The sequence below is a fragment of the Pseudomonas sp. Pseusp97 genome (assembly GCF_047304025.1).
GTDB lineage: Bacteria > Pseudomonadota > Gammaproteobacteria > Pseudomonadales > Pseudomonadaceae > Pseudomonas.
Map to the genome: position 1 here is coordinate 68,141 of NZ_JBGLYK010000002.1, position 26,184 is coordinate 94,324.

At 65.4% G+C, this 26,184-nt stretch carries 24 protein-coding genes; 5 read left to right on the forward strand and 19 right to left on the reverse strand.

Features of this window, described 5'->3' with window-relative positions; translation table 11 throughout:
- Nucleotides 1-29 precede the first annotated feature (29 nt).
- The 8 genes from ACCC94_RS00925 to ACCC94_RS00960 all read right to left on the reverse strand — a co-directional run bounded on the left by ACCC94_RS00925 (nucleotide 30) and on the right by ACCC94_RS00960 (nucleotide 7,775).
- A complete protein-coding gene (locus ACCC94_RS00925) occupies nucleotides 30-1,466 on the reverse strand; it encodes an NAD(P)(+) transhydrogenase (Re/Si-specific) subunit beta (RefSeq protein ID WP_081518899.1) in 1,437 nt (478 codons plus the stop codon).
- Nucleotide 1,467: 1 nt separating this feature from the next.
- On the reverse strand, nucleotides 1,468-1,782 hold the full coding sequence (locus ACCC94_RS00930) for an NAD(P) transhydrogenase subunit alpha (protein ID WP_015474896.1): 315 nt from the start codon (nucleotides 1,780-1,782) through the stop codon (nucleotides 1,468-1,470).
- A 62-nt stretch (nucleotides 1,783-1,844) separates the two neighbouring features.
- Nucleotides 1,845-2,963, reverse strand: a complete 1,119-nt coding sequence (locus ACCC94_RS00935; protein ID WP_413347625.1) for a Re/Si-specific NAD(P)(+) transhydrogenase subunit alpha — start codon at nucleotides 2,961-2,963, stop codon at nucleotides 1,845-1,847.
- A 626-nt stretch (nucleotides 2,964-3,589) separates the two neighbouring features.
- The gene (locus tag ACCC94_RS00940) at nucleotides 3,590-4,225 is read right to left on the reverse strand and encodes an SCO family protein (RefSeq protein WP_413347626.1); all 636 of its coding nucleotides are present in this window, start codon (nucleotides 4,223-4,225) and stop codon (nucleotides 3,590-3,592) included.
- Nucleotides 4,226-4,378: 153 nt separating this feature from the next.
- Entirely contained in the window at nucleotides 4,379-5,281 is a 903-nt protein-coding gene (gene cyoE, locus ACCC94_RS00945; RefSeq protein ID WP_413347627.1) for a heme o synthase, read from the reverse strand.
- Between the two features lie 72 nt (nucleotides 5,282-5,353).
- Nucleotides 5,354-6,427 (reverse strand): COX15/CtaA family protein, encoded by a 1,074-nt coding sequence (locus ACCC94_RS00950; RefSeq protein WP_413347628.1) that lies wholly within the window; start codon nucleotides 6,425-6,427, stop codon nucleotides 5,354-5,356.
- 42 nt (nucleotides 6,428-6,469) lie between these two features.
- Nucleotides 6,470-7,033: a hypothetical protein gene (locus ACCC94_RS00955; protein ID WP_413347629.1), complete on the reverse strand. Its 564-nt coding sequence runs from the start codon at nucleotides 7,031-7,033 to the stop codon at nucleotides 6,470-6,472.
- Nucleotides 7,011-7,775, reverse strand: a complete 765-nt coding sequence (locus ACCC94_RS00960) for an SURF1 family protein (RefSeq protein ID WP_413347630.1) — start codon at nucleotides 7,773-7,775, stop codon at nucleotides 7,011-7,013. The genes ACCC94_RS00955 and ACCC94_RS00960 overlap by 23 nt, the downstream gene beginning before the upstream one ends.
- A gap of 44 nt (nucleotides 7,776-7,819) precedes the next feature.
- Between ACCC94_RS00960 and ACCC94_RS00965 the strand changes: the two genes are divergently transcribed.
- Nucleotides 7,820-8,029, forward strand: a complete 210-nt coding sequence (locus ACCC94_RS00965; RefSeq protein ID WP_015474903.1) for a twin transmembrane helix small protein — start codon at nucleotides 7,820-7,822, stop codon at nucleotides 8,027-8,029.
- 122 nt (nucleotides 8,030-8,151) lie between these two features.
- On the opposite strand, the gene ACCC94_RS00970 is transcribed toward ACCC94_RS00965, so the two are convergent.
- From ACCC94_RS00970 to coxB, 4 genes are all read right to left on the reverse strand, one after another.
- A complete protein-coding gene (locus tag ACCC94_RS00970; protein WP_413347631.1) occupies nucleotides 8,152-9,039 on the reverse strand; it encodes a cytochrome c oxidase subunit 3 in 888 nt (295 codons plus the stop codon).
- A 22-nt stretch (nucleotides 9,040-9,061) separates the two neighbouring features.
- The gene (locus tag ACCC94_RS00975; protein WP_024763721.1) at nucleotides 9,062-9,619 is read right to left on the reverse strand and encodes a cytochrome c oxidase assembly protein; all 558 of its coding nucleotides are present in this window, start codon (nucleotides 9,617-9,619) and stop codon (nucleotides 9,062-9,064) included.
- A gap of 101 nt (nucleotides 9,620-9,720) precedes the next feature.
- Complete coding sequence (ctaD, locus tag ACCC94_RS00980; protein WP_413347632.1) at nucleotides 9,721-11,316, reverse strand: cytochrome c oxidase subunit I; 1,596 nt, start codon at nucleotides 11,314-11,316, stop codon at nucleotides 9,721-9,723.
- A 10-nt stretch (nucleotides 11,317-11,326) separates the two neighbouring features.
- Nucleotides 11,327-12,451: a cytochrome c oxidase subunit II gene (coxB, locus tag ACCC94_RS00985; RefSeq protein WP_413347633.1), complete on the reverse strand. Its 1,125-nt coding sequence runs from the start codon at nucleotides 12,449-12,451 to the stop codon at nucleotides 11,327-11,329.
- Nucleotides 12,452-12,868: 417 nt separating this feature from the next.
- On the opposite strand from coxB, the gene ACCC94_RS00990 reads away from it, so the two are divergent.
- On the forward strand, nucleotides 12,869-13,513 hold the full coding sequence (locus ACCC94_RS00990) for a hypothetical protein (RefSeq protein WP_413347634.1): 645 nt from the start codon (nucleotides 12,869-12,871) through the stop codon (nucleotides 13,511-13,513).
- Nucleotides 13,514-13,516: 3 nt separating this feature from the next.
- On the opposite strand, the gene ACCC94_RS00995 is transcribed toward ACCC94_RS00990, so the two are convergent.
- The 6 genes from ACCC94_RS00995 to prlC all read right to left on the reverse strand — a co-directional run bounded on the left by ACCC94_RS00995 (nucleotide 13,517) and on the right by prlC (nucleotide 21,957).
- The gene (locus ACCC94_RS00995) at nucleotides 13,517-15,052 is read right to left on the reverse strand and encodes a SulP family inorganic anion transporter (RefSeq protein ID WP_413347635.1); all 1,536 of its coding nucleotides are present in this window, start codon (nucleotides 15,050-15,052) and stop codon (nucleotides 13,517-13,519) included.
- Nucleotides 15,053-15,247: 195 nt separating this feature from the next.
- Nucleotides 15,248-15,964 carry a carbonic anhydrase gene (locus ACCC94_RS01000; protein ID WP_088420494.1) on the reverse strand — a complete coding sequence of 239 codons (717 nt, stop codon included), beginning with the start codon at nucleotides 15,962-15,964 and terminating at the stop codon, nucleotides 15,248-15,250.
- 279 nt (nucleotides 15,965-16,243) lie between these two features.
- Nucleotides 16,244-17,302: a PA0069 family radical SAM protein gene (locus ACCC94_RS01005; RefSeq protein WP_413347636.1), complete on the reverse strand. Its 1,059-nt coding sequence runs from the start codon at nucleotides 17,300-17,302 to the stop codon at nucleotides 16,244-16,246.
- Between the two features lie 485 nt (nucleotides 17,303-17,787).
- Complete coding sequence (locus ACCC94_RS01010) at nucleotides 17,788-19,392, reverse strand: inorganic phosphate transporter (protein WP_413347662.1); 1,605 nt, start codon at nucleotides 19,390-19,392, stop codon at nucleotides 17,788-17,790.
- A 250-nt stretch (nucleotides 19,393-19,642) separates the two neighbouring features.
- Nucleotides 19,643-19,912 carry a YheV family putative zinc ribbon protein gene (locus ACCC94_RS01015; RefSeq protein ID WP_413347637.1) on the reverse strand — a complete coding sequence of 90 codons (270 nt, stop codon included), beginning with the start codon at nucleotides 19,910-19,912 and terminating at the stop codon, nucleotides 19,643-19,645.
- Nucleotides 19,912-21,957, reverse strand: a complete 2,046-nt coding sequence (prlC, locus tag ACCC94_RS01020) for an oligopeptidase A (RefSeq protein ID WP_413347638.1) — start codon at nucleotides 21,955-21,957, stop codon at nucleotides 19,912-19,914. Before prlC ends, ACCC94_RS01015 begins: the two co-directional genes overlap by 1 nt.
- Before the next feature lie 76 nt (nucleotides 21,958-22,033).
- Here prlC and ACCC94_RS01025 point away from each other — a divergent pair, with 76 nt between their 5' ends.
- The 3 genes from ACCC94_RS01025 (at nucleotide 22,034) to ACCC94_RS01035 (ending at nucleotide 24,715) form a co-directional block, all read left to right on the forward strand.
- Nucleotides 22,034-22,576, forward strand: coding sequence for a gamma carbonic anhydrase family protein (locus ACCC94_RS01025; protein ID WP_413347639.1), 543 nt, complete (start codon nucleotides 22,034-22,036; stop codon nucleotides 22,574-22,576).
- A 256-nt stretch (nucleotides 22,577-22,832) separates the two neighbouring features.
- A complete protein-coding gene (locus ACCC94_RS01030) occupies nucleotides 22,833-23,984 on the forward strand; it encodes a hypothetical protein (protein ID WP_413347640.1) in 1,152 nt (383 codons plus the stop codon).
- Between the two features lie 86 nt (nucleotides 23,985-24,070).
- Complete coding sequence (locus tag ACCC94_RS01035; protein WP_413347641.1) at nucleotides 24,071-24,715, forward strand: HAD family hydrolase; 645 nt, start codon at nucleotides 24,071-24,073, stop codon at nucleotides 24,713-24,715.
- A gap of 278 nt (nucleotides 24,716-24,993) precedes the next feature.
- Here ACCC94_RS01035 and argE read toward each other — a convergent pair whose 3' ends face one another.
- Complete coding sequence (gene argE, locus ACCC94_RS01040) at nucleotides 24,994-26,145, reverse strand: acetylornithine deacetylase (RefSeq protein ID WP_413347642.1); 1,152 nt, start codon at nucleotides 26,143-26,145, stop codon at nucleotides 24,994-24,996.
- Nucleotides 26,146-26,184: the final 39 nt, after the last annotated feature.

A 26,184-nucleotide genomic window follows, 5' to 3' on the forward strand; every position in this document is an offset into this window, starting at 1 on the left:
GGCCGGTGTCTTGTCGATCAGCGGTCGTCTTATTCGACGGCCTTGACCATGTCTTCGATGACTTTCTTGGCGTCGCCGAAGACCATCATGGTCTTGTCCAGGTAGAACAGTTCGTTGTCCAGGCCGGCGTAGCCGCTGGCCATCGAGCGCTTGTTGACGATCACGGTCTTGGCCTTGTAGGCCTCGAGGATCGGCATGCCGGCGATCGGCGACTTCGGATCGTTCTTCGCGGCCGGGTTCACCACGTCGTTGGCGCCCAGTACCAGCACCACGTCGGTCTGGCCGAACTCGGAGTTGATGTCTTCCATCTCGAACACCTGCTCGTAAGGCACTTCGGCCTCGGCCAGCAGGACGTTCATGTGGCCCGGCATACGCCCGGCAACCGGGTGGATGGCGAACTTCACGTTTACGCCGCGATGGGTCAGCTTCTCGGCCAGTTCCATCAGCGCGTGCTGGGCACGGGCCACCGCCAGGCCGTAGCCGGGGACGATGATCACGCTGTCGGCGTTGGTCAGCAGGAAGGAGGCGTCGTCGGCCGAACCGGATTTCACCGGGCGGGCTTCCTTCGCACCGGCCGGGCCGCCGGCGTCCGCTTCAGCGCCGAAGCCACCGAGGATGACGTTGAAGAACGAGCGGTTCATCGCCTTGCACATGATGTAGGAGAGGATCGCGCCCGAGGAGCCCACCAGCGAGCCGGCGATGATCAGCATCGAGTTGTTCAGCGAGAAGCCGATACCTGCCGCGGCCCAGCCGGAGTAGGAGTTCAGCATCGACACGACGACCGGCATGTCCGCGCCGCCGATCGGGATGATGATCAGCACGCCGAGGATGAAGGCCAGGGCCAGCATCACCACGAAGGCGGTGAGGTTGCCGGTGAACATGAACAGCAGGCCCAGGCCCAGGGTGGTCAGGCCCAGCACCAGGTTGAGCATGTGCTGGCCGGTGAACTGCACCGGGGCGCCCTGGAACAGGCGGAACTTGTACTTGCCCGACAGCTTGCCGAAGGCGATCACCGAACCGGAGAAGGTGATGGCACCGATGGCCGCGCCGAGGAACAGCTCCAGGCGGTTGCCGGTCGGGATGGTGTCGCCCAGGTTCTGCACGATGCCCAGCGACTGCGGCTCGACCACGGCGGCGATGGCGATGAACACGGCGGCCAGGCCGATCATGCTGTGCATGAAGGCGACCAGTTCCGGCATCTTGGTCATCTCGACGCGCTTGGCCATGATCGAACCGGCAGTGCCGCCGACCAGCAGGCCGATGATCACGTAGACGATGCCGGTGGTGGCGATTTCGCTGCTGATCTTGAACACCAGGGCCACGGTGGTCAGCGCGGCGATGGCCATGCCGATCATGCCGAACAGGTTGCCGCGACGCGAGGTGGTCGGGTGCGACAGGCCTTTCAGGGCCTGGATGAAGCAGACCGAGGCGATGAGGTAGAGGAGGGTGACGAGGTTCATGCTCATGTCAGTGCTTCTCCGCCTTCGGCGCTTTCTTCTTGAACATTTCCAGCATGCGGCGGGTGACCAGGAAGCCACCGAACACATTCACTGCAGCCAGGGCCACGGCCAGGGTGCCCATGGCCTTGCCCAGCGGGGTGACGGTCAGCGCGGCGGCCAGCATGGCGCCGACGATCACGATCGCCGAGATGGCGTTGGTCACCGCCATCAGCGGGGTGTGCAGGGCAGGGGTGACGTTCCAGACCACGTGGTAGCCGACGTAGATCGCCAGCACGAAGATGATCAGGTTGTAGATGCCGTGGGAGATCAGCATGTCTTCCATAGTTTCTCACCGGTCTTCAGGGCCGGACGCGGGGTCCGGCGCGTTCTTATATAAGAGGGGCTTCAGCCGTTCTTGCGCACGATCTGGCCGTCACGGCACATCAGGCACGCGGCGACGATGTCGTCTTCCAGGTTCACCGTGAAGCCTTCGGCGGTCAGGGTGAGCTTGAGGAAGTCGAGCAGGTTGCGTGCGTAGAGTGCGGAGGCATCCGCCGGCACCAGCGCGGCCAGGTTGCTCAGGCCGACGATGGTCACGCCGTGCTTGACCACGACCTGGTCGGCCTCGGTCAGCGGGCAGTTGCCGCCTTGCGATGCTGCGAGGTCGATGACCACCGAGCCCGGCTTCATTTCGGCGACAGTCGCCTCATGCAGCAGGGTCGGCGCCTTGCGGCCCGGAATCAGTGCGGTGGTGATGACGATATCCGACTGCTTGGCGCGCTCGTGCACGGCCTTGGCCTGGCGCTCCATCCACGAGGCCGGCATCGGGCGGGCGTAACCGCCGACGCCTTCGGCGCATTCGCGCTCTTCGTCAGTCTCGTAGGGCACGTCGACGAACTTGGCGCCCAGGGACTCGATCTGCTCCTTCACCGCCGGGCGTACGTCCGACGCCTCGATCACCGCGCCCAGGCGCTTGGCCGTCGCGATGGCCTGCAGGCCAGCGACGCCGGCGCCGAGGATCAGCACGCGGGCGGCCTTAACGGTGCCGGCGGCGGTCATCAGCATGGGCATGAAGCGCGGGTAGTGGTTGGCAGCGAGCATCACGGCCTTGTAGCCGGCGATGTTGGCCTGGGAGGAGAGCACGTCCAGGCTCTGCGCGCGGGAGGTGCGCGGCGCCGCCTCGAGGGCGAAGGCGGTAATGCCGCGTTCGGCCATGCGAGCGATGTTCTCGTTGTTGAACGGATTGAGCATGCCGATCAGCACGGTACCCGGCTTCATCTGCGCCAGCTCGCTTTCGCTGGGCGCGACAACCTTCAGCACAAGCTCCGAGCCGTAGGCATCGGCGGCAGTGCCGATCTTTGCGCCAACGGCCTCATAGGCGGCGTCCGGCTGGCTGGCGCTGATGCCCGCACCGCTCTGGACGACGACCTGATGGCCTTGCCCGATCAGTTTCTTGACCGTCTCCGGCGTTGCTGCGACCCGCGTCTCACCGGCTTGGGTCTCGAGGGGTACACCGATCTGCACTTGCAAATCTCCTGCGTGATCCTGGGATTGTCCGGGCAACTACGTTGGCGACCCGGGTTTTGAACTGGCAACGGTCTGCTCTTTGTTTTCAGAGCTTGTTCTAGTGGCCGGGTCGTGACCCGGTGGCCGCGGCATTGTGCAATCGAACCTGGAGGGCATCAAGAAGTTCTGGAGTGGTACGAAGCGATAACTACAAGTCACATTCGGACCCGTAGTTTTCCGGTCGCCACCGAGGCCGCGTGTGCCCTGGCGTTTAGCCTAATTGCCTATTGTGACCGGACGGAAATGTCATCCTCGCCGTGAATGACCACCCATCAGAGGCTCCCCATGTCCACCGAAAGGCCCGGTAATCCTGCAACAGGCTCAGGCATAGGTGTTAATTAATGTTTCTAATATGGAGTATGAGTCATTCCTGATATCTGCTTTCCTGTAGCAGATTTTTTACATTGACTACGGGGTCAGGAATTTCATCTGAAAGCTTCAAGGCCGCGTGTTGCACCGCACCAGAGCCATGAGGAGAGGTTTAGCAGAAACTTCGGATTTGTCCGTTGAATGCGGAAATGTCGCGGAAAAAACAACGGCCACCTTTATCGGGCGGCCGTTGGGGTGAGACAGGGTGTCGCGGGTCATTGATTCGCGCCGACCACGCTGGGCAGCTGGGCGACCAGCTTGTCGTTGTGCAGCGGGGCGCGGATGAAACCGTGCTGGGTATTGTCCGGGCCGATGATGACCAGGTTGCCGCTGTGGTCGACGGTGTAGTTGGGCTTGCTGGTGTCCGCCGGGATGTAGGGGATGCTCATGGCGTTGGCCAGCTTCTGCACGCTCTCTTCCGAGCCGGTAATGCCCTTGAAGCCGGCATTGAAGAAGCCGAGGTATTCCTTGATGCGCGGCGCGGTATCGCGGTGCGGGTCGACGCTGACGAACACCACCTGCAGATTTTTCGCCACTTCCGGCGGCAGCTTGGTCTGCAGCTCGCGCAGTTGCGCCAGGGTGGTCGGGCAGACGTCCGGGCAGAAGGTGTAGCCGAAGAACAGCAGGGACCACTTGTCCTTCAGGCTGGCGGTCTGGAACGGCTGGCCGTCCTGGTCGGTGAAGGTGAGGTCGGGGACGCTGCGGGTCTGCGGCAGGATCACGATGCCGGCGTCGAGCAGCACGGTCGGGTCGAGCTGGTGGCGCTGGTTGAGCACCTTCTGGACGGTGAGGCCGAGGATCAGCGCGACGATGGCGACGAGGATGAAGACGGTCTTGTTGACTCGGGACATGGGGTTCTCGTGGGTCGGGACGTCTGGGCTTGGGCTGCTTCGTACCGTGCCCGTATCTGGCAGCACGGCGACGATGTTCGCGAGCAAGCTTGCTCCTACGAAAAGCGCACCGCCGTTGGGCGCAACTGTAGGAGCGAGCTTGCTCGCGAACCCTCAGTAGTTCAGGTGCAGCGGCAGGTAGTGGTCCACCAGCAGTGCAATGAACAGCAGGAACAGGTAGGCGATAGAGTACTTGAAGGTCTTGATCGCCGCATGGGGTCGGCTGCCGCAGTAGAGCGCCCAGGCCCAGTCGAGGAAGCGCGCGCCCAGGGCCAGCGCGGCGAGCAGGTAGACCAGCCCGGCCATGTGGATGGCGAAGGGCATCAGCGTCACGGCGAACAGCACCAGGGTGTAGAGCAGGATGTGCAGCTTGGTGTAGTGCTCGCCGTGGGTCACCGGCAGCATCGGGATGTCGGCCTTGGCGTATTCGTCCTTGCGGTGCAGGCACAGCGCCCAGAAGTGCGGCGGGGTCCAGGCGAAGATAATCAGCACCAGCAGCAGCGGTTCGGCGGAAATCTGCCCGGTCACCGCAACCCAGCCCAGCAGCGGCGGAGCGGCGCCAGCGAGGCCGCCAATGACGATGTTCTGCGGCGTGGCGCGCTTGAGGAAGCCGGTGTAGAGGGCCGCGTAACCCAGCAGCGACGCCAGCGTCAGCCAGGCCGTCAGCTGATTGGTGAACACCAGCAGCACGGCCATCCCCGCCACCGACAGCAGCATGGCGAAGCCCAGCGCGATGGGCGGCGAGACGCGTCCTTCGGCCAGCGGGCGCTTGTGGGTGCGCGCCATGATCGAGTCGATGCGCCGGTCCACCACGTGGTTCACCGCCGCCGCGCCCCCGGCGCACAGGCCGATGCCGAGGTTGCCGAAGACCAGCACCTGCCAGGGCACGCCGGCCTTGGTGGCGAGCAGCATGCCGATCAGCGAGGTGATCAGCATCAGCAGGACCACCTTGGGTTTGGTCAGTTCGAGCAGGTCGCGCCAGCTGGCTTGGCTGGATGTGCTGATGACGCTGGCCATGGGCATTTCTCCTGACTTCTTGATGGGGACCGGCGCGCCCCGGCGCCGACCATCGTGCTCAACTGTTCAATGTCACCCCTGCGAGGGATAGGCCACCGGCCGCTCCAGGACGTCCAGGGTGATCGGGCTGCTCGCGGGCAGTTCGACGGGTTTCGCCGCCGGTGCGCGCACCCGGTAATTCACCAGTACCAGCATCAGCAGTAGGAAGGCGCCGCCACCGTTGTGCGCCACTGCCACGGGCAGCGGCAGGTGCAGCAGCACGTTGCTGATGCCCAGGCCGATCTGCAGGGACAGCCCCAGCAACATCAGCGCGGTGATGCCGATCAGGCCGTGGCGCTGGAGGTTCCAGGCCAGCAGCAGGATCACCGCGGTCACGCACAGCGCGCCCATGCGGTGGGTCATGTGGATCGCCGTGCGGGCGTCGCTGTCGAGCTGGCCGCCCAGGTAGTTCGGGCCGATGTGCTGGGTGAGGTGAAAGCCATTGGCGAAGTCCATGTTCGGCCACCATTCGCCATGGCACATCGGCAGGTCGATGCAGGCCACCGCCGCGTAGTTGCTGCTGACCCAGCCGCCGAGGGCGATCTGCCCGACCACCATCAGCAGGGCCAGGGCCGCCAGCGCGCGCAGCTTCGACGGCAACTGCAGCGGGGCGAAGGCGCCGGACAGGCGCAGGCTGAGCAGGAACAGCAGTGACAGCGTGGTGAAGCCGCCCAGCAGGTGCGCGGTGACCACCTGGGGCCAGAGTTTGAGGGTAACCGTCCACATGCCGAACGCCGCCTGGGCGATCACCACCGCGAGCAGTACCAGCGGCAAGCGCATCGGTTGCCCGTCACGGCCGCGACGCACCAGTGCGTGCACCGCGAGGCCAAGGATCAGCAGGCCGAGGCTGCCGGCGAAGTAGCGGTGGATCATCTCGTTCCAGCCCTTCTGCGCCTCCACCGGCGAGTCGGGGAAATGCATTTCGGCGTGCGCCAGTTGCGCCTCGTTCAGCGGCACGTGGACGAAGCCATAGCAGCCGGGCCAGTCCGGGCAGCCGAGGCCGGCGTGGGTCAGGCGGGTATACGCACCCAGCAGGATGACCACGAAGGCCAGCGCCGTGGCCAGTACGGCGAGGTAGAAGGCGGGTTTGCGTCTTGCCTGGATCATGCGTCGCTCCCGATCTTGTTGTTGTCGTGGGGCTCGACCGGCTTAACCGATGTTCGACAGCTTCAGCAGCAGCTGCAGGTCCTTGAGGATCGACTTGCCGTCAGCCTTGGCGTCGTAGCGCAGCACCAGGTTGCCGTGGGGGTCGACTATCCACAGTTGCGGCTGGGCGCCGGTGTGCTGGTTCGGCATCAGCCCCAGGCGCTGCAGGCGCGGGTAGTCCTTGTCGAGCAGGCCGGTGAACTCGGCCGGCAGCGGTTTGGCGAAGGCGAGGGCGTGTTCGGCGCGGCTGGCTTCGCGGCCCAGGCCGATGTTGATCTGGCGCGCCAGGTAGACCAGTTGCTGGCAATCACTGGTGCAGGTTTCCGGCGCGGTCACCAGCAGTTGCCACTGGTCGCTGGCCTTGTCGTCCTGCACGCCCAGGTCGGCCGGAGTCTGCCCGGTGGCGATCAGGTCGCCGTGGTAGCTGCGGCCGTCCGGCACCCAGAACTGCAGCTTGTACATGGCGGTGGCGAGCAGCATCGGCCCCAGCACCATGCCGAGGATCAGCAGCAGTTGCACGCGCCCGCGGCGGCGGGCGTTGGGGTCAGGCAGAGTCATGGCGGTCATGGTCGAAGGTCTCCCGTGCGCGACGGATGCCGAGGTAGAGGTAAAGGGCGGAAAGCGCGATGGCCAGGGCGAACCACTGCACGGCGTAGCCGACGTGGCGCTCCGGCGGCATGGCGACGATCGGCCAGTCGATGTCGAAGGCGGCGTCGCCCGGCTCCAGGCGGATCTCCAGCGGGCTGCCTTCGCGGCCGAGCTGGTCCCACAGGAACGGCGCGTCCACCTGGGTAATCAGGCGTGGCCAACTGGCGAGCGGTGCGCTCGGGCCGGCGGCTGGCGGAACGTAGGTCCACGCATCCAGCAGCAGGTCGTGATTGGGCGTATCGACCTTCGGCGGCACGCGGCGGTCGGGCCAGGGCACCCAGCCGCGATTGACCAGCAGCCACTGGTGGCCGACGCGGTCGAAGAAAGGTTGCAACACCTCGACCCCGGCCTGGCCGTTGCGGGTGCGGTTGTCGAGCAGGGCAGTGTGTTCGGCATCGAGCTGGCCTTGCAGGCGTACGCGAACATAGCTGCGCGGCGGTTGGCGCTCGAGCTCGGCGATGCTGATCGGGTCCTGCTGGCGCTGCACTTCGGCGGCGGCGAGCAGGGTGCGTTTCTCGGCGGCGCGGGACAGTTGCCAGAAGCCCAGGCCGATCAGCACCGGCAGCAGCGCGAGGACCACCAGGGTCGGCGCGATGCCGGGCCGGAAGGCGCGCGTGGCGCGGCCCGGACTGTGATCAGATGCGTGCTGGCTATACTGCAAGACACCCCCCTCAACCCCAGTCCCCTGCGGACAGGAGGCCGGTAGTGCTCAAAGCTGCGATCGTTCTGTTGTTGCTGGCGACCGTCGTCAGTCTGTTCAGTGGCCTGTTCTTTCTGGTCAAGGACGAGGGCCATGGTTCGCGCGTGGTCAACGCGCTGACCGTGCGTGTCACCCTGACCGCCCTGACCGTCGCTCTCATCGCCTGGGGTTTCTTCAGCGGCCAACTCGGCAGCTCCGCGCCCTGGCATTTCTGATCCCGCTTTTGTTCTTCGTAGGAGCGAGCTTGCTCGCGAACGCTTTTCCTGATGCCTCAGGGTTGGGCAGTTCGCGAGCAAGGGCTAGGCGCCCCCCTCGGTCCTACAGGTCCCGCAGTCCCTCACAGCACGTAAACGAAGATGAACAGCCCGATCCACACCACGTCGACGAAGTGCCAATACCAGCTGGCCGCTTCGAAGCCGAAGTGTTTGTCGGCGTCGAAGTGCCCGCGGATGATGCGGATCAGCATGATGCTGAGCATGATCGCGCCGATGGTCACGTGGGCGCCGTGGAAGCCGGTGAGCATGAAGAAGGTCGCGCCGTAGATGCCCGAACCCAGGGTCAGGCCCAGCTCGCTATAGGCCTCGTGGTACTCGTAGGCCTGCAGCACCAGGAAGCACGCGCCGAGCGCCACGGTCGCCGCCAGCCACAGCTTCAGCGGGCCGCGATGATTCTTCTTCAGCGCGTGGTGGGCGAAGGTCACGGTGAAGCTGGAGGTGACCAGCAGCAGGGTGTTGATCAGCGGCAGCTTCCACGGATCGATCACTTCCTTGGGCGGCGGGAAGAGTTTGTTGTCCGGGTTGCTGAGCTGCGGCCAGCCGGTTTCGAACTGCGGCCAGAGCATGTGCGAGATGCCATGGTGGCCTTCGCCGCCCAGCCATGGGTTGACGAAGTGGCGCACGTAGAACAGCGCACCGAAGAAGGCGGCGAAGAACATCACCTCGGAGAAGATGAACCAGCTCATGCCCCAGCGGAAGGAGCGGTCCATCTGCGGGCTGTAGAGCCCGCCGCGGCTTTCCTTGATGACGTTGCCGAACCAGCCGAACAGCATGTACGCCAGGATCAGCCCGCCAGCGAAGAAGATCCACGGGCCGTGGGAGTGGTCCTTGCCGGCACTCATGTCGTTCATCCATGTGCCGACGCCGAACATCGTCACCAGCATGCCGATGGTGGCGATGATCGGCCACTTGCTCTGCGCGGGGACGTAATAGGGATCGTGGGTTGCCATCTTTCTTGTTCTCCTTTGCCCTTCAGCGCTCGTTACTGGCCACGGGTGGCTTGCGGGCAGTGATGTCGAACAGCGTGTAAGCAAGCGTCAGGTGACGCACATCCTTGGGCAGGTCGCGGTCGACGATGAAGCGCACCGGCATTTCGATGCGCTCGCCCGGCTGCAGCACCTGCTGGGTGAAGCAGAAGCATTCGGTCTTGTGGAAGTAGGTGGCCGCCACCGACGGCGCGATGCTCGGGATCGCCTGAGCAGTCATCGGCTTGTCGGTGGGGTTGCGGGCGACGAACAGCATCTGGTTCACCGCGCCCGGATGCACCACCAGTTGTTCCGACTCGGGGTGGAATTCCCAGACCATGTCGATGTTGTTGTTGGCGACGAACTGGATCTTCACCTCGCGCGACTGATCGACCACCTGGCCGTCGCCCTGGTAGGCGCTGCCGGAGGTCTTGCCGTTGATGCCCAGCGCCTTGCACATCACGTCGTACAGCGGCACCAAGGCGAAGCCGAAGGCGAACATGGCCACCACGGCTATGACCAGCCGGGTCACCAGCTTGCGCGTTTCGATGTTGCCGTCGCTCATGGGGTTCCTCCTCTGTAGGAGCTAGCCTGCTCGCGAACTGCCTGACGCCGTGGCCTCAGGAAAAAGCGTTCGCGAGCAAGCTCGCTCCTACAGGTAAGCCCTTACTTCACCTCGGGCGGGGTGGTGAAGGTGTGGTACGGCGCAGGCGAGGGAATGGTCCACTCCAGGCCTTCGGCGCCATCCCACGGCTTGGCCGGTGCCGGCTTGCCGCCCTTGATGCACTTGATGACGATGAACAGGAACAGCAACTGCGTGGTGCCGAACATGAAGGCGCCGATGGACGAAACCATGTTGAAGTCGGCGAACTGCAGGTTGTAGTCCGGAATCCGCCGCGGCATGCCGGCCAGCCCGACGAAGTGCATCGGGAAGAATGCCATGTTCATGCCGATGAAGCTCATCCAGAAGTGCAGCTTGCCCAGGGTCTCGTCGTACATGTGGCCGGTCCACTTCGGCAGCCAGTAGTAGGCCGAGGCGAAGATGCCGAAGATCGCGCCGGGTACCAGCACGTAGTGGAAGTGCGCCACCACGAAGTAGGTGTCCTGGTACTGGAAGTCCGCCGGGGCGATGGCCAGCATCAGCCCGGAGAAGCCACCGATGGTGAACAGGATGACGAAGGCCACGGCGAACAGCATCGGCGTCTCGAAGGTCAGCGAGCCCTGCCACATGGTCGACGCCCAGTTGAACACCTTCACCCCGGTGGGCACGGCGATCAGCATGGTCGCGTACATGAAGAACAGCTCGCCCACCAGCGGGATGCCCACCACGAACATGTGGTGCGCCCACACGACGAAGGACAGGAAGGCGATCGAGGCGGTGGCGTAGACCATCGAGGTGTAGCCGAACAGCGGCTTGCGGCTGAAGGCCGGGATGATCGAGCTGACGGCGCCGAACGCCGGCAGGATCATGATGTACACCTCGGGGTGGCCGAAGAACCAGAACACGTGTTGGAACAGCACCGGGTCGCCGCCGCCGGCCGCGCTGAAGAAGCTGGTGCCGAAGTGGATGTCCATCAGCATCATCGTCACGCAACCCGCCAGTACGGGCATCACCGCGATCAGCAGGAAGGCGGTGATCAGCCAGGTCCAGACGAACAACGGCATCTTCATCAGCGTCATGCCCGGCGCGCGCAGGTTGAGGATGGTGGCGATCACGTTGATCGCGCCCATGATCGAACTCATGCCCATCAGGTGGATGGCGAAGATGAAGAAGGTCACGCTGTGTGGCGCGAAGGTGGTCGAGAGCGGCGCGTAGAAGGTCCAGCCGAAGTTCGGGCCGCCGCCGGGCATGAACAGGGTGCTCACCAGCAGGCCGAAGGCCGCCGGCAGCAACCAGAAGCTGAAGTTGTTCATGCGCGGCAGGGCCATGTCCGGCGCGCCGATCATCAGCGGCACCATCCAGTTGGCCAGGCCGACGAAGGCGGGCATCACCGCACCGAAGACCATCACCAGGCCATGCATGGTGGTCATCTGGTTGAAGAACGCCGGTTCGACGATCTGCAGGCCCGGCTGGAACAGTTCGGCGCGGATCACCATGGCAAAGGAGCCGCCGAGCAGGAAGGCGCAGAAGCTGAACCACAGGTAAAGCGTGCCGATGTCCTTGTGGTTGGTGGTCAGTACCCAGCGCATCAGGCCCTTGGCGGGGCCGTGGTGGTGGTCGCCGGCGTGAGAATGGTCGGGGTGATCGATCACTGTACTCATCGCGGCCTCCTTATTGTTGTTTCTGCTTGTAGGCGACCACGTCCTGCGGGGTCACCATGTCGCCGTCGTTGTTGCCCCAGGCGTTGCGCTCGTAGGTGATCACCGCGGCGATGTCGACTTCCGAGAGCTGCTTGCCGAAGGCCGCCATGGCCGTGCCCGGGACGCCGTTGAAGACGGTCTCCAGGTGGTGCTCCTTGGGCCCGGTGACGATCTTCGAGCCCTTGAGCGCCGGGAACATCGGCGGCATGCCCTGGCCCTCGGGCTGGTGACAGGCGGCGCAGATGGTGTGGTAGACCTTGTCGCCACGGGCAACCAGCTCTTCCTTCGTCCATTCCTTGCTGGTCAGCTCCTTGAGCTTGGCGGCTTCTTCCTTGCGCTCGGCCAGCCACTTGTCGAAGTCCGGCTTGGACTTCACATCGACCACGATGGGCATGAAGCCGTGGTCCTTGCCGCACAGTTCGGCGCACTGGCCGCGGTAGACGCCGGGCTGGTCGACCTTGGTCCAGGCCTCGTTGACGAAGCCGGGAATGGCATCGCGCTTGACCGCGAAGGCCGGCACCCACCAGGAGTGGATCACGTCGCTGGAGGTGACCAGGAAGCGCACCTTGACCCCGGCCGGCAGCACCAGCGGGTTGTCCACTTCGAGCAGGTAGTGCTCGTCCTTGTCGGCCTTGTTGTGGATCTGGTCCTGGGGCGTGGCGAGGTTGGAGAAGAACTCCACGTCCTGGCCCAGGTACTTGTACTGCCACTTCCACTGGTAGCCGGTGACCTGCACGTCCAGCTCGGGCTCCGAGGTGTCGTACATGTGGATCAGCGTCTTGGTGGCCGGGACGGCCATCACTACCAGGATCAGGAACGGAATGACGGTCCAGAGGATTTCCACCGTGGTGCTCTCGTGGAAATGCGCGGGCTGCTGCCCGGTGGACCGGCGGTGGACGATCATCGACCAGAACATCGCGCCGAACACGACGATGCCGATGACCACGCAGATCCAGAAGATCGTCATGTGCAGATCGAAAACGTTACGGCTGACTTCCGTCGCACCGGGGGCCATGTTGACCGTCCAGGCGGCGTTTGCCTGACTGAAAGCCAAGAGCAAAAGGAAGCCCATCCAGACTCGTGGATGTCGCAGCATTCGGGTTCCCCTTATCGTTGTTTTTATCCCGCCGGCATAACGCCCTGGCTGCGACCCCCATTCCAGGGAGGTCGAGCCTGAACAAGCCAACGGCCAAGGGAGTGACCGCCAAGACAACTTACTTTGACGTCTTACCTCGGCAGCACGCAGGGCAGGCCGGGTCCATCAGGTTTTCGGTGTGTCGAAGCGGAGTATAGCCAGGGGTTGCGACATAACAACGCAGAGTAAAAACTCGGTTTGAAAGACCGAAGTGCGATCTCAAAGCCACGGATGACGCGGGTTTGGGGTAACATACTGGCGGTCTGATATGCCGCCTCGGCATAACCAGTTCATGAATATGACAATCGCGTCTTAGCTACGCCCGGGGTGCGGCTAAGGTGATTCTTCACTTTCCAAACCCGTTGTCTTGGAGTTGTCATGAACACCGCTGCACTGCGTGAGCTGATCCGGAATGCCCACCTGCTCGAATCCCGCCATGGCCACCTCGCCCGCCTGATCCAGAGCCAACTGCAAAGCCTGCACAAGAGCATCGCCCTGACGGGAGAGGACCCCAGCGGCACGCTGACGCGCTTCGTCCATGCCTATATCGAACAGGTGCCGGACTTCCTCGACGCCGCCAACGCGGTGGCCCGCGCGGCCGGCATCGAGGGCCGCATCAAGCCGGTGCTCAAGCTCGCCGAGCAGTTCTTCCTCACCCCGCCCGCGCTGCTCGACGGCCACGACGGCCTCGACGCGCTGCTGGACGAGGCCTATCTGGCCCATCGCCTGGTGGAAGAGGTGAACGACCGCTACATCGCCCACTTCAACCAGCCGCTGATCCCGCTGGACACCACGGTGGCCAACCTGGTGGCGCACCAGCTGATCGGCGAACCCTTCGCCAACCAGCTGGATGAGGCGGTGCACCATGCTGTCGACGGCATGCTCGATGACAGCACCTTCAGTGCCGAATCCGCCGTCAGCTACCGCGCGCGCCTGAACGATCCGCAGGTGGTCATGGCCTGGCAGCAGTGGCCATGCCTGTCGCGGCAGTTCGGCGTGGAGCTGGAGCTGGGCCGCGACTGAGGTTCAGCCCGCGCCCTGTAGCGCCCGTACCCTGCCCTCCACGCGGCGACGCAGGCCGTTGCCTTCCAGGGACAACCGGCAACCGCTGGCCGCGGCGCTGCGGCCCCAGTCTTCCAGCAGCTCCATGCAGGCGTGATCGATGTAGCTCAGGTGCTGCAGCGGTACGCGCAGGTGCGTGCCGGGTTTTATCGACTGCAGGACCCGGGACAGTGCCGGCACCTTGAGGAAGGTCGCGGCGCCGACAAGGCGCAGCTCGGCACCAATGCCCTCCTCGTCATAGCGCAGGTTGATCTTCAGCCGCGCCGCCTTGAACACCAGCTTCAATACCGTCAGCGCAAAGCCCAGCAGCACACCGGTCAACAGGTCGGTGGCGACAATCGCCAGCGCGGTCGCCGCGTGCACCAGCACCGGCATGCGCCCATAGCGGCCCAGCGAGCGCAGCGCCTTCAGGTCCACCAGCTTGATCCCGGTGTAGACCAGCACGCCGGCCAGGCTGGCGATGGGGATCTGCCGCAGCAGCCCGCCCAGCAGCACGACGAATGCCAGCAGCCACAGCCCATGGAAGATCGCCGAAGCGCGGCTGCGGGCGCCGGCCTGCACGTTGGCCGAGCTGCGCACTATCACGCCGGTCATCGGCAGTGCGCCGACCAACCCGCAGAGCATATTGCCCACGCCCTGGGCGCTCAGCTCGCGGTCCATGTCCGAGCGCGGGCCGCTGTGCATGCGATCCACCGCTGCGGCGGAGAGCAGCGTCTCGGCGCTGGCGATGAAGGCCACCACCACGGCGGCCAGCAGCAGCGTCGGGTCCAGGAGGGCGGCGAGGTCGGACGGGCGGACCCAGTCGATGGCGTCGCCGAGGTTCTGCGGCACGCTCACCCGCAGCACATCGAGCTTAAGCGCAATGCTCGCCAGGGTTGCCAGGCTCACGCCGATCAAAGCGCCGGGCAGCATGCGCAGCCGACCCGGTTTGAAACGCTCCCATAGCGCCATGCAGGCCATGGTGCCCAGCCCGAGCAGCGCCGCGTCGAAGCCGCTGGTCTCCGACAGCAGCGCCGCCGGGAAGGCCAGCAGGTTATCCAGCCCGGACGCCTGAGGCTTAAGGTCGAGCATCACGTGGACTTGCGACAGCACGATGAGGATGCCGATGCCCGCGAGCATGCCGTAGACCACGGCTGGTGAGGTCACGCGGAACCAGCAGCCCAGGCGCAGCCTTCCCGCCAGCAATTGAAGCGCTCCGGCCAGCAGCAGGATCGGCCCGAGCATGGCCATGCCGTGGGTACGCACCAGTTCGAAGACCAGCACCGCAAGGCCCGCCGCCGGGCCGCTGACCTGCAGGGGCGAGCCGGCCAGGAAGCCGACAACCAGGCCGCCGATGATGCCGGTCACCAGGCCCTTGGCCGGCGGCATGCCCGAGGCGATGGCGATGCCCATGCACAGCGGCAGGGCGACGAGGAATACCACTACCGAAGCGAGCAGGTCGCGCGGCAATACGTGGCGCAGTTGGGAAAATCCGCATGGAACAGAGTGGGAGGCCGACATGGCGCTGTTCTCCTTCGAGCATTTTTCGGGCGCGCGAAAGCCCACGACGCTGGTCTCGACCGCATCGACACGCGCAATTCAAGGGGGCGGCGAGCGCGGTGGGGGCGTTCGCCTCAGGCAGGGAGCAAGAGAGGAGCGGGCGCGGCGTTTGTTCTGCTGGGCCGCCGCGCCCCGGGAGTTACAGGCGCTGGCAGCTTACTGCGGAGAGTAGCGTGCGCGCGGAGTGGCGCTGGGCGTCGGGCCTTCGCCGTCGAGCGGGCGGAAGCGGCCTTCCTGGGCATCGTAGGCCTTGATGGCGCTGGTCTCGATGTCATACACCCAGCCGTGGATGAACAGCTGGCCGGAAGCCAGTCGCGCGGCCACCGACGGGTGGGTCTTCAGGTGGTCCAGCTGGGCCACGACGTTCTCCTCGGTGAGCACGCCCAGGTGTTCCTGGGTGGCACAGCCGCAGGTCTGCGCGACCACGGTGCGGGCCACTTCGGCGTGGCGCAGCCAGGCCTTGACCGTCGGCATGCCTTCCAGGGTCTGCGGAGCCAGCACCGCCTTCATCGCGCCGCAATCGGAGTGGCCGCAGACGATGATGTGCTGCACGCCCAGGGCCATCACTGCGAACTCGATGGCAGTGGACACGCCGCCGTTCATCTGGCCGTACGGCGGCACCACGTTGCCGACGTTGCGGGTGACGAACAGGTCGCCCGGCGAGCTCTGGGTGATCAGCTCGGGAACGATGCGCGAGTCGGCGCAGGTGATGAACATGGCGCGCGGGTTCTGCGCGTGGGCCAGCTTCTTGAACAGCTCTTCCTGTTGCGGGAAGACTTCATGGCGGAACTGGCGGAAGCCCTCGACGATATGGCGCAGCGCCTCGTCGGCAGATTCGTGGGCGTGTTCCTCACCGTGCGTTTTGTCGTTCATGTATCAGCCTCGAAGAATGACGAAGAATTTTCCCACGTCAGCCGACGCTCTCCCTGGGGAGAAAAGGCACAGCCGTGAGGAAAAATCTGTTGTGACCGGTTAGTCACTTTGTGCTCAAACCCTAGACAACGAAGATTAAACCAAAATTAAAAAACCGCTCTGGAATGAGCTTTTGCATGATGTTTCGCCGACATTCCAAGATGATATCGGCAAGCTATCATGGCGTTGCGATATTGCGGTGATTGTACTGCGCTCGCCGAAATTTCTGACAGACAACCGTCAGAACAGGCTCATCTGGCTGCGCGGCGGGGCGAACGCCGTGCAGTCCAGGCCGAAGCTGCCGCGCCGGTTCAGGCCCAGCCGGCGCATGGCGACCTCGAAGCGCTTGGCCAGCAGGTCGGCGAACGGGCCTTCGCCGCGGAAGCGGTGTCCGAAACGGCTGTCGTAGATTTCCCCGCCGCGCACCTGGCGGATCAGGCTCATCACATGACTGGCGCGCTGCGGGTAGTGCGCTGCCAGCCATTCCTCGAACAGCGGCCCGACCTCGCGCGGCAGGCGCAGCATCATGTAGCTGGCGCTCTGCGCGCCGGCGTCATGGGCGGCTTCGAGCAGCGCTTCCAGCTCGCGGTCGTTGACCATGGGGATCATCGGCGAACACAGCACCCCCACCGGAATGCCCTGTTCGCGCATCACCCGGATCGCCCGCAAACGTGCGGAGGGCGCAGCGGCGCGGGGTTCGAGGATGCGTTTCAGCTCATCGTCCAGGGTGGTCAGGCTGATCATCACGGCCACCAGATTCTGCCTCGCCAGTTCGGCCAGCAGATCGAGGTCGCGCAGGATCAGCGAGCCCTTGGTGACAATGGTCAGCGGATGGCGGAAGCGCAGCAGCACCTCGAGGATCTGCCGGGTCAGCCGCTGCTGGCGCTCGATGGGCTGGTACGGGTCGGTATTAGCGCCCAGGTTGATCGGCGCGCAGACGTAGCCCTTGCGGCTCAGCTCCTCTTCCAGCACTTCGGCGGCGTTGGTCTTGGCGATCAGCCTGGTCTCGAAGTCCAGGCCTGGCGACAGGTCCCAGTAGGCGTGGCTGGGCCGGGCGTAGCAGTAGATGCAGCCGTGTTCACAGCCCCGGTACGGGTTGATCGAGCGGTCGAAGGGCAGGTCCGGCGACTGGTTGCGCGAGATCACCGTCTTCGCCCGCTCGCTGCGGATTTCGGTCACCTGAGGCTTGGGGACCTCGTCGTACCATTCGTTATCCACAGGCACCGAGGTGGTCGGCGCGAAGCGGTTGTGCGGATTGCTGGCGGTGCCTCGGCCGCGGGGCGGAAGGGAAGTACTCATGTGGGAAAGCTCTGAAGAAATACTGTATATGAATACAGTAATCCACCGAGTTTTCCACAGCCAGCATTAACTGCTCGGTGGTCGCGTTGTCGGGTGTGGCGCTTTTTGTAGGAGCGAGGGGGACGCCCAGTCCTTGCTCGCGAACATCGCCATCCGGCGACTCCGGCGCAGGGCGGTTCGCGAGCAAGCTCGCTCCTACATTCCAGAGCTGCCGGGTGTGTAGGGCGCACACGCGCCAGCGTTATCCGCCAATGGGGTCGGCGGATAACCTGTTCCAGGTTATGCGCCCTACTTTGCTGTTCGTCGGTCGCGTTGGCGAGTGAGGCGCTTTTCGTAGGAGCGAGCTTGCTCGCGAACATTGCCTTCCGGCGGCTCCGGCGGCTCCGGCGCAGGGCGGTTCGCGAGCAAGCTCGCTCCTACAATCCACAGCTGCCGGGTGTGTAGGGCGCATAACGCCCCAGCGTTATCCGCCCTACGTTTGTGCTTTAGAGCAGCCGGGTGAACAGCCAGTACAGGCCCGCCGCCAGGCCGATGGCCGCCGGCAAGGTCAGTACCCAGGCCAGCAGCATGTTGCGGATGGTCGGCCACTGCAGTCCGCTGCCATTGGCCGCCATGGTCCCGGCCACGCCGGAGGAGAGCACCTGGGTCGTCGACACCGGCAGGCCGAAGCCGTCCGCCGCGCCGATGGTGAGCATGGCTACCAGTTGCGCCGAGGCACCCTGTGCATAAGTCAGCGGCGTCTTGCCGATGCCCTCGCCGACCGTGGTAACGATGCGCCGCCAGCCCACCAGCGTGCCCAGGCCCAGTGCCAGGGCGACGGCGACCTTGACCCAGATGGGAATGAAGCGGATTGCCTGTTCGCCGCCCTGGCGCAGCGCCTGCAGGCTGCTCCAGGTTTCCAGTTCGAAGTGCTGGTCGCTGCGGTCCAGCAGGCGGATGGTCTCCAGGCTCAGGTAGAGGTCGTTGCGCAGGTCCTGCACCTCCTCGGCCGGCACCTTGTCCAACTGCCCGTAGCGCTCCAGCCGCTTACTGACGTCGCCGATCACGCTACCCAGCGAAGGCAGCAATTCCGGCTTTACCACCTCGTCTTCCTGGTAGGTCAGCAGTGCGTCCCGCGGGTCCGCCGCCGGGCTGCCGCCGGCGCGGTGCAGCTGCTGCTGGCTGGCCTGGGTAAGCGCGAGCAGTTGGCGGGTCTGTTCCGGCGAGTGAGCGCGATCGACCGCGAACGCCAGGGGCACGGTGGCGATCAGTATCAGCATGATCAGACCGATGCCCTTTTGCCCGTCGTTGGAACCATGGGCGAAGGACACACCAGTGCAGGTCAGGATCAGGATCGCGCGAATCCACCGGGGCGGCGGCGTGCGGCCTTCCGGCGCGTGGAACAGCGCGCGGTTGCGGATGGTCGAGCTCGCCACCCGCAGCAGCACGAAAGCGCCGAAGAAGCCCACCACCGGCGAAAGGAACAGCGCATAACCCACCGTCAGCAGCTGCGACCAGGCATTGCCGGACAGGCCGATATGCCCGGCCATGGCGCCGTGGGCCAGGCCGATGCCGACGATGGAGCCTATAAGCGTGTGCGACGAGGACACCGGCAACCCCAGCCACCAGGTGCCGAGGTTCCACAGGATCGAGGCGATCAGCAGGGCGAAGATCATCGCCAGCCCGGCGCTGCTGTCCACCTTGAGCAGCAGGTCCAGCGGCAGCAGCGAGACGATGGCGAAGGCCACAGCGCCGCTGGAGAAGAGCACGCCGAGGAAATTCCACACACCTGACCAGGCCACCGCGAAGCGCGGCGGCAGGGCGTTGGTGTAGATCACCGTCGCCACTGCGTTGGCGGTGTCGTGGAAACCGTTGATGAACTCGAAGCCCAGGGCGATCAGCAGCGCGACCACCAGTACCAGCACCGACCAGCCCGGCTCCAGGTGCGTGCCGCTGGCGTGGATGTCGTGCCCCAGCGCGGCGAAGGTGAACACCAGCGCGGCGGCCAGCAGCAGGAAGAAGGTCAGGCGACCCTTGAATCCGTGTGTCTCGCGCAGCACGGGGCTGATCGGGAATTGCGTCAGGCGCGAGGCGCGCATCACCTCGAGCATGCCAAAGCGGTCAAGCACAGGGGCGCTTCCTTCGGATCGGTGGCGGCATCGGGTGGATTCCTTGCGGCGATGCCCTACAGACTAGCCGGCCGTGGCGATCATGGGCTGACGGAGCGAGCGGGGCGGGGCGTCATGCTAGGGCAAGGCTGCTTCGACATTCCTTGATGTTGGTGGGGATGCGCGGCATTTCGGCGCCGCAAAAAGCAAATGCCCCGGCAAGCCGGGGCATTCTCCGGGCGTCACGCGGGCGCTATTCCTGCGGCTTCTTCAGCTTCGGATTGGGGAAGAACTGCACGCCCTGCACCTTCGGGTCCTTGGGCTTTTCCAGCGCGCTGGTGTTGACGCGGGTGGACAGCTCCTTGGGTACCGACTGGCCCTGGGCGTTGAGCGTGTCGGAGTAGCCGCAGGCCACGCATTCGCGGTGCGGCACGCCGTCGATGTCCCACATGACGATCTTGTCCTGCTCGCTGCACGCCGGGCAAACGGCCCCGGCGATGAAGCGTTTCCTCACCTCGCTCATCACGCCGCCTCCTCGGACAGGCCCGAGTGGCGCAGCAGGGCGTCGATGGACGGCTCGCGGCCACGGAAGGCCACGAACAGCGCCATCGGCTCCTGGGAGCCGCCCTTGGCCAGGATCGCCTCGCGGAAGGCCGCGCCGGTCGCCGGGTTGAGCACGCCTTCTTCCTCGAAGCGGGAGAACGCGTCGGCGGACAGCACTTCGGCCCACTTGTAGCTGTAGTAACCGGCCGCGTAACCGCCGGCGAAAATGTGCGCGAAGCTGTTGGCGAAGCGGTTGTACGCCGGCGGGCGCATCACTGCGACTTCATCGCGGATCGCCTCGATCACCTCGAGGACGCTGCGGCCATCACCATGGGTGGCGTGCAGTTCGAAGTCGAACAGGGAGAACTCCAGCTGGCGGACCATCATCAGGCCGGACTGGAAGTTCTTCGCGGCGAGCATCTTCTCCAGCAGGTTCTGGGGCAGCGGCGCGCCGGTTTCGTAGTGGCCGGAGATCAGCGCCAGGCCTTCGGACTCCCAGCACCAGTTCTCCATGAACTGGCTCGGCAGCTCCACCGCGTCCCAGGCCACGCCGTTGATGCCCGAGGCGCCGGCGTGTTCGACGCGGGTCAGCAGGTGGTGCAGGCCGTGGCCGAATTCGTGGAACAGGGTGGTGACTTCATCGTGGGTCAGCAGCGCCGGCTTGCCGCCGACCGCCGGGGTGAAGTTGCACACCAGGTACGCCACCGGCGATTGCAGCTCGCCACCGGCGGTGCGGCGACGGTCGCGGGCGCCGTCCATCCAGGCGCCGCCCCGCTTGTTGGCGCGGGCGTAGAGGTCGAAATAGAAGCGGCCGACGTGCTGGCCGTTTTCCTCGATCTCGAACAGGCGCACGTCCGGGTGCCAGCGCTCGAAGTCGTTCAGCTCGCGGATCTGGATGCCGTAGAGCTTCTGCACGATGGCGAACAGGCCGGAGAGCACCTTGTCGATCGGGAAGTATTCGCGCAGGGCTTCCTGGGAGACGCTGTAGCGCGCTTCGCGCAGCTTCTCGCCGAAGTAGCTGGCGTCCCAGCTGGAGAGGTTCGGGCAGCCCTGTTCGGCGGCGTAGGCCTTGAGCTGCTCGAGGTCCTGGGCGGCGAAGGGCTTGCTGCGCACGGCCAGGTCGCGCAGGAAGTGCAGGACCTGCTCGGGCGTCTCGGCCATCTTGGTGGCCAGGGACAGCTCGGCGAAGTTCTTGAAGCCCAGCAGACGTGACAGCTCCTGGCGCAGGTCGAGGATTTCCTGCATCACCGGGCCGTTGTCGTTCTGCCCGGCGTTCGGGCCCTGATCGGAGGCGCGGGTGCAGTACGCGGCGTACACCTCTTCGCGCAGGGCGCGGTCCTGCGCGTAGGTCATCACGGCGAAATAGCTGGGGAATTCCAGGCTGATCAGCCAGCCGTCCAGCTCCTTGGCCTGGGCGGCCTGCTGCATCTGCGCCTTGGCCGAGTCGGTCAGGCCGGCCAGCGCCGCTTCGTCGGTGACGTGCTTGGTCCAGGCCTGGGTGGCGTCCAGCAATTGGTTGGAGAAGCGGCTGCCCAGCTCGGACAAGCGCGTCTGGATTTCCGCGTAGCGCTGCTGCTGGTCGGCCGGCAGGTCGATACCCGACAGGCGGAAGTCGCGCAGCGCGTGTTCGAGGATGGTCTTCTGGGCGACATCGAAGTCCTTCGACTCCGGGCTTGCAGCCAGCGCTTCGTAGGCCTTGAACAGTTCGCGGTTCTGGCCCAGTTCGGTCCAGTAGGCGGACAGCAGCGGCAGGCAGCCTTCGTAGGCCTCTCGCAGTTCGGCGCTGTTGCACACCGCGTTGAGGTGGCTGACCGGGCTCCAGGCCTTGCCCAGGCGGTCATGCAGTTCGTCCATGCTCAGCACCAGGCCGGCCCAGGTCGGGGTGCCGTTCTGCTGGGCGAGGAGGCGCGCGATGGCGGCGCGGTTGTCGGCGAGGATCTGCTCGATGGCCGGCTTCACGTGCTCGGGGCGAATGGAGGAGAAGGGCGGCAGGTCGTAGCTCTGCAGAAGAGGATTCGCGCTCACGGTGGCACCTTGGCTGAAGAAACACCCGGCCATCTTAAATACAATCGGACCCATACGCAGCCACAGGAAAGCTATCGTGACGATTCGAACCTATCAGGGCAAAACGCCATCCCTCGGCGAGCGCGTCTTCGTCGATGCCAGCGCCGTGGTCATCGGCGACGTGGAGATCGGCGCGGACAGCTCGGTGTGGCCGCTGGTGGTGATCCGCGGCGACATGCACCGCATCCGCATCGGCGCGCGCACCAGCGTGCAGGACGGCAGTGTGCTGCACATCACCCACGCCGGCCCCTTCAACCCGGATGGCTTCCCGCTGACCATCGGCGACGAGGTGACCATCGGCCACAAGGTGCTGCTGCACGGCTGCACCATCGGCAGCCGCATCCTGGTGGGCATGGGCTCCATCGTCATGGACGGCGCGGTGATCGAGGACGAGGTGATCCTTGGCGCCGGCAGCCTGGTGCCGCCGGGCAAGACGCTGGAGAGCGGCTTCCTCTATGTCGGCAGCCCGGTGAAGAAGGCCCGGCCGCTGACCGACAAGGAGCGGGCGTTCTTCAGCTATACCGCCGGGAACTACGTGAAGCTGAAGGACCAGCATATCGCCGAGGGTTTTGCGGGCTGAGCAAGCCGGCCTTTTCGGGCGGTTCGCGAGCAAGCTTGCTCCTACGAAGAGCGGGCATATCCCGGTAGGAGCGAGCTTGCTCGCGAACCATCGCCCACCTGTCGACGCCCTACATCGAGGATGTCCCGCCAGACGGCCCGTCGACGCAAGCCTCGCGCCCTATACTGAGCCAAGGTGACCGGACGCCAGCGCGTGCCCGGCCGGGTTCAGCAGCGGGCGGCCAGCCATCCCGGCGCCGCCGAGCCGGCGAGCGGCCATGAACAGTCTGTGCTCCCCCAGCGCCACCGCTTCGCCCTGGCGGCGCGGCGGTATCTTCGTCCTGCTCCTGCTGGCACTGCTTCTGCTGGTTTTGCCCGGCTGCGCCCATCACCCTGCCCAGCCCGCCGCCCCGATCACCGAAGCCACCTGGCACCAGGTCGACGCCGATATCGGCGCGGCTTCGCTGGCCGCCACGTCCCAGGCCCGCGCCTATGCCGAACAGGCCATGCAGCAGTGGATGGACCTGGTCTACCAGCGCACCGACGAGAAATTCATCCCCTGGTTCTCCAGCTACTGGACCCAGGAATGGCTGAGCATGAAGGTCGCCTGGTACAAGATGGGCTCCCACGGCGACCTCGACCCCACTGTCGACAAGCTGGCCGTCTACCTGCAGGAGCAGTACCGCAAGCAGGTGCTGATACCCGTGGCCAAACAGGTCGACCCCGACGCGGTGATGGAGAAGGCCACACGGCATTACATCGAGCTGCTGAGCGTGGCGGTGAAGGAAATTCCCCAGCGTCGCGGCATCCCGCAGAAGGCCTTCGACGAGCACCTGATGGGCATCCCGGCGATCTCCCTCGGTCCGCCCGCCAGCCGCGACGCTTCGCTGTATGACGTGGTGTACGCCAAGGACATTGGCCGGCTGCCGGCCTTCGCCTCGCTGATGCAGGACATCCGCACGGCGGCGGGCAAGGCGGGCGCCGGCACCAAGGTCAGCGGCGTCTCGCCGGTGGCCCAGCGCACCAGTGCCAAGCTGGTGAATGAACTGCGCAACCGCAGCATCGCCGGCGTGGTGGCAAGCGCGGCGGGCAAGGTCGCCGGGTCGGTCATCTCGGTGGCCTTCACCCTGTTCAGCATGGCTGGTAACGACCACGAACGGCCCGAAGTGGAGACGCAGCTGCGCAAGGAGATCAACGCCGCCTTCGACGAGCAGTGGCTGGCGCTGATGCGCGATCCGGACGGCGGAGTGATGTCCGGCGTCGATCACCTGGGCGCCCGTGTGCAGGAAAGCCTCAGCGGCCGGCTGGCGCAGCCGGAGGACGAACCCGAAGCGGACGAAGTGCGCACCTATGGCGCCGGCGAGGCCGAGCCGGTGAGCGTCAGCGGCGGCTTCCGCGTGCTCCGGCAGGGGCAGGGCTCGGCGCCCTGAGCCGGTCATTCGGCGACTCGTGCTTCGCGCCCGCTACCCGACGGCGTATCCTTCCCGCCCGACTTTCGCGGCCGGACGCTGAACCCATGCATTACCAGAACATCCTCTTCGACCTCGACGGCACCCTCACCGATCCGCGCGAGGGCATTACCCGTTCCATCCAGTACGCCCTCGCCCAGCTGGGCATCGACGAGCCCGACCTGCGTCAGCTCGAACACTTCATCGGCCCGCCGTTGCTGCAGTGCTTCATGAGTACCTACGACTTCGACGAGGCGCGCGCCTGGGAGGCGGTGAACCACTACCGCGTGCGCTTCAAGGACACCGGGCTGTACGAGAACAAGGTGTTCGATGGCGTCGCCGAGCTGCTGCAACTGCTCGGCGGCCAGGGCCGCACGCTGTACATCTGCACCAGCAAGCCAACGGTGTTCGCCTCCGAAATCGCCCGCCACTTCGATTTCGCCAAACACTTCAAGGTGATCTACGGCAGCGAGCTGGACGGCACGCGCACCAACAAGGTCGAGCTGATCGAGCACCTGCTGGGCATCGAGCAGCTGGATCTGCAGCAGACCCTGATGATCGGCGACCGCAAGCACGACCTGATCGGCGCGCACCGCAATGGCCTGTCGGCGGCGGGCGTCGGTTATGGCTTCGGCAGCCGCGAGGAGCTGATGGCGGAAAGCCCGGCGCATTACTTCGCGAGTCTGGACGAGCTGCGCGCGGCCTTTGCCTGAAGCTCCTCGACCGGGCTGGGTTCGCGAGCAAGGACTGGGCGTCCCCCTCGGTCCTACGAAGAGCGCACGCACCCTGTAGGAGCGAGCTTGCTCGCGAACCTGATCTGAAAGCGCCTGGATCGTAGGGCGCATAACGCGCCAGCGTTATCCGCCGCAGGGCATTCGGCGGGCCCTGCGAGCGGATTCATCCGCGATCGATTGCCGGTCGCTCCGAGCGAGCCGGAGGCACATCGCGGACGAAGTCCGCTCCTACGCAGCGGGGTGAGCCGCGCTGTGAATCAGCCGCGCAACCACTGCGCCAGCCGCTCCATCATTTCGTCGCACTTGGCCAGCTGTTCCAGGCTGACGAACTCGTCCGGCTTGTGGCCCTGGTCCATGCTGCCCGGGCCGCAGACCACGGTGGGGATGCCGGCCTGGTGGAACAGCCCGCCCTCGGTGCCGTAGGCCACGGTGGTGAAGTCGCGCGAACCGCTCAGCAGCGCAATAAGCTCGGCGGCCTGGGCCTGCTGGTCGGTCACCAGCGCCGGGTAGGCGGAAATTTCGCTGAAGCGGATATCCGTCTCGGCCTTCACCGCGCGCATCTTCGGCAGCAGCTCGGCCTCGGCGAAGGCGCGCAGGTCATCGGCGACCTGTTGCGGGTCGTCGCTGGGCAGCGCGCGCACCTCGAAATCGAACTGGCATTCGGCGGGCACGATGTTCAGTGCGCGGCCGCCGCTGATCACACCGGTCTGCACGGTGGAATAGGGCGGGTCGAAGCGCGGGTCATGGCGCTCGGGCGCGGCGAGGCGGGTGCCGATCTCGCCGAGGCGGCCGATCAGCTTCGCCGCATACTCGATGGCATTCACGCCCTGCGGCGCATAGGCCGAGTGGCACGGCGCGCCATGTACCTGGCAGCGCATCGCGAGCTTGCCCTTGTGGCCGAGCACCGGCTTGAGTTCGGTGGGTTCGCCGATGATGCACAGCATCGGCTTGTGCTCGCGGTGCTCCAGCGCGGCGAGCAGCGAGCGCACGCCGAGGCATCCGACTTCCTCGTCGTAGGAGAAGGCCAGGTGCACCGGCAGGCGCAGCGGCTTGGCGAGGAACGCCGGTACCGCCGCCAGCACGCAGGCGATGTAGCCCTTCATGTCCGCGGTGCCGCGCCCGTAGAGGCGGCCGTCACGTTCGGTCAGCTCGAACGGCGGGACCGTCCACGGCTGGCCATCGGTCGGCACCACGTCGGTGTGTCCGGACAGGCACACCCCGCCGCAATCCTGCGGACCCAGCGTGGCATAGAGGTTGGCCTTGCCGCCCTCGGCATCGTGGAACAGCTCGCAGGCGATGCCGTGGCCTGCGAGGTAGTCGCGGATGTAGTGGATCAGCGCCAGGTTGGAATTGCGGCTGACGGTGTCGAAGGCGATCAGGTCGGCGAGGATTTCACGGCTGGTGGGCATGGTTGGGTCCTGCGTTTTTGCTCTCTGTAGGAGCGAGCT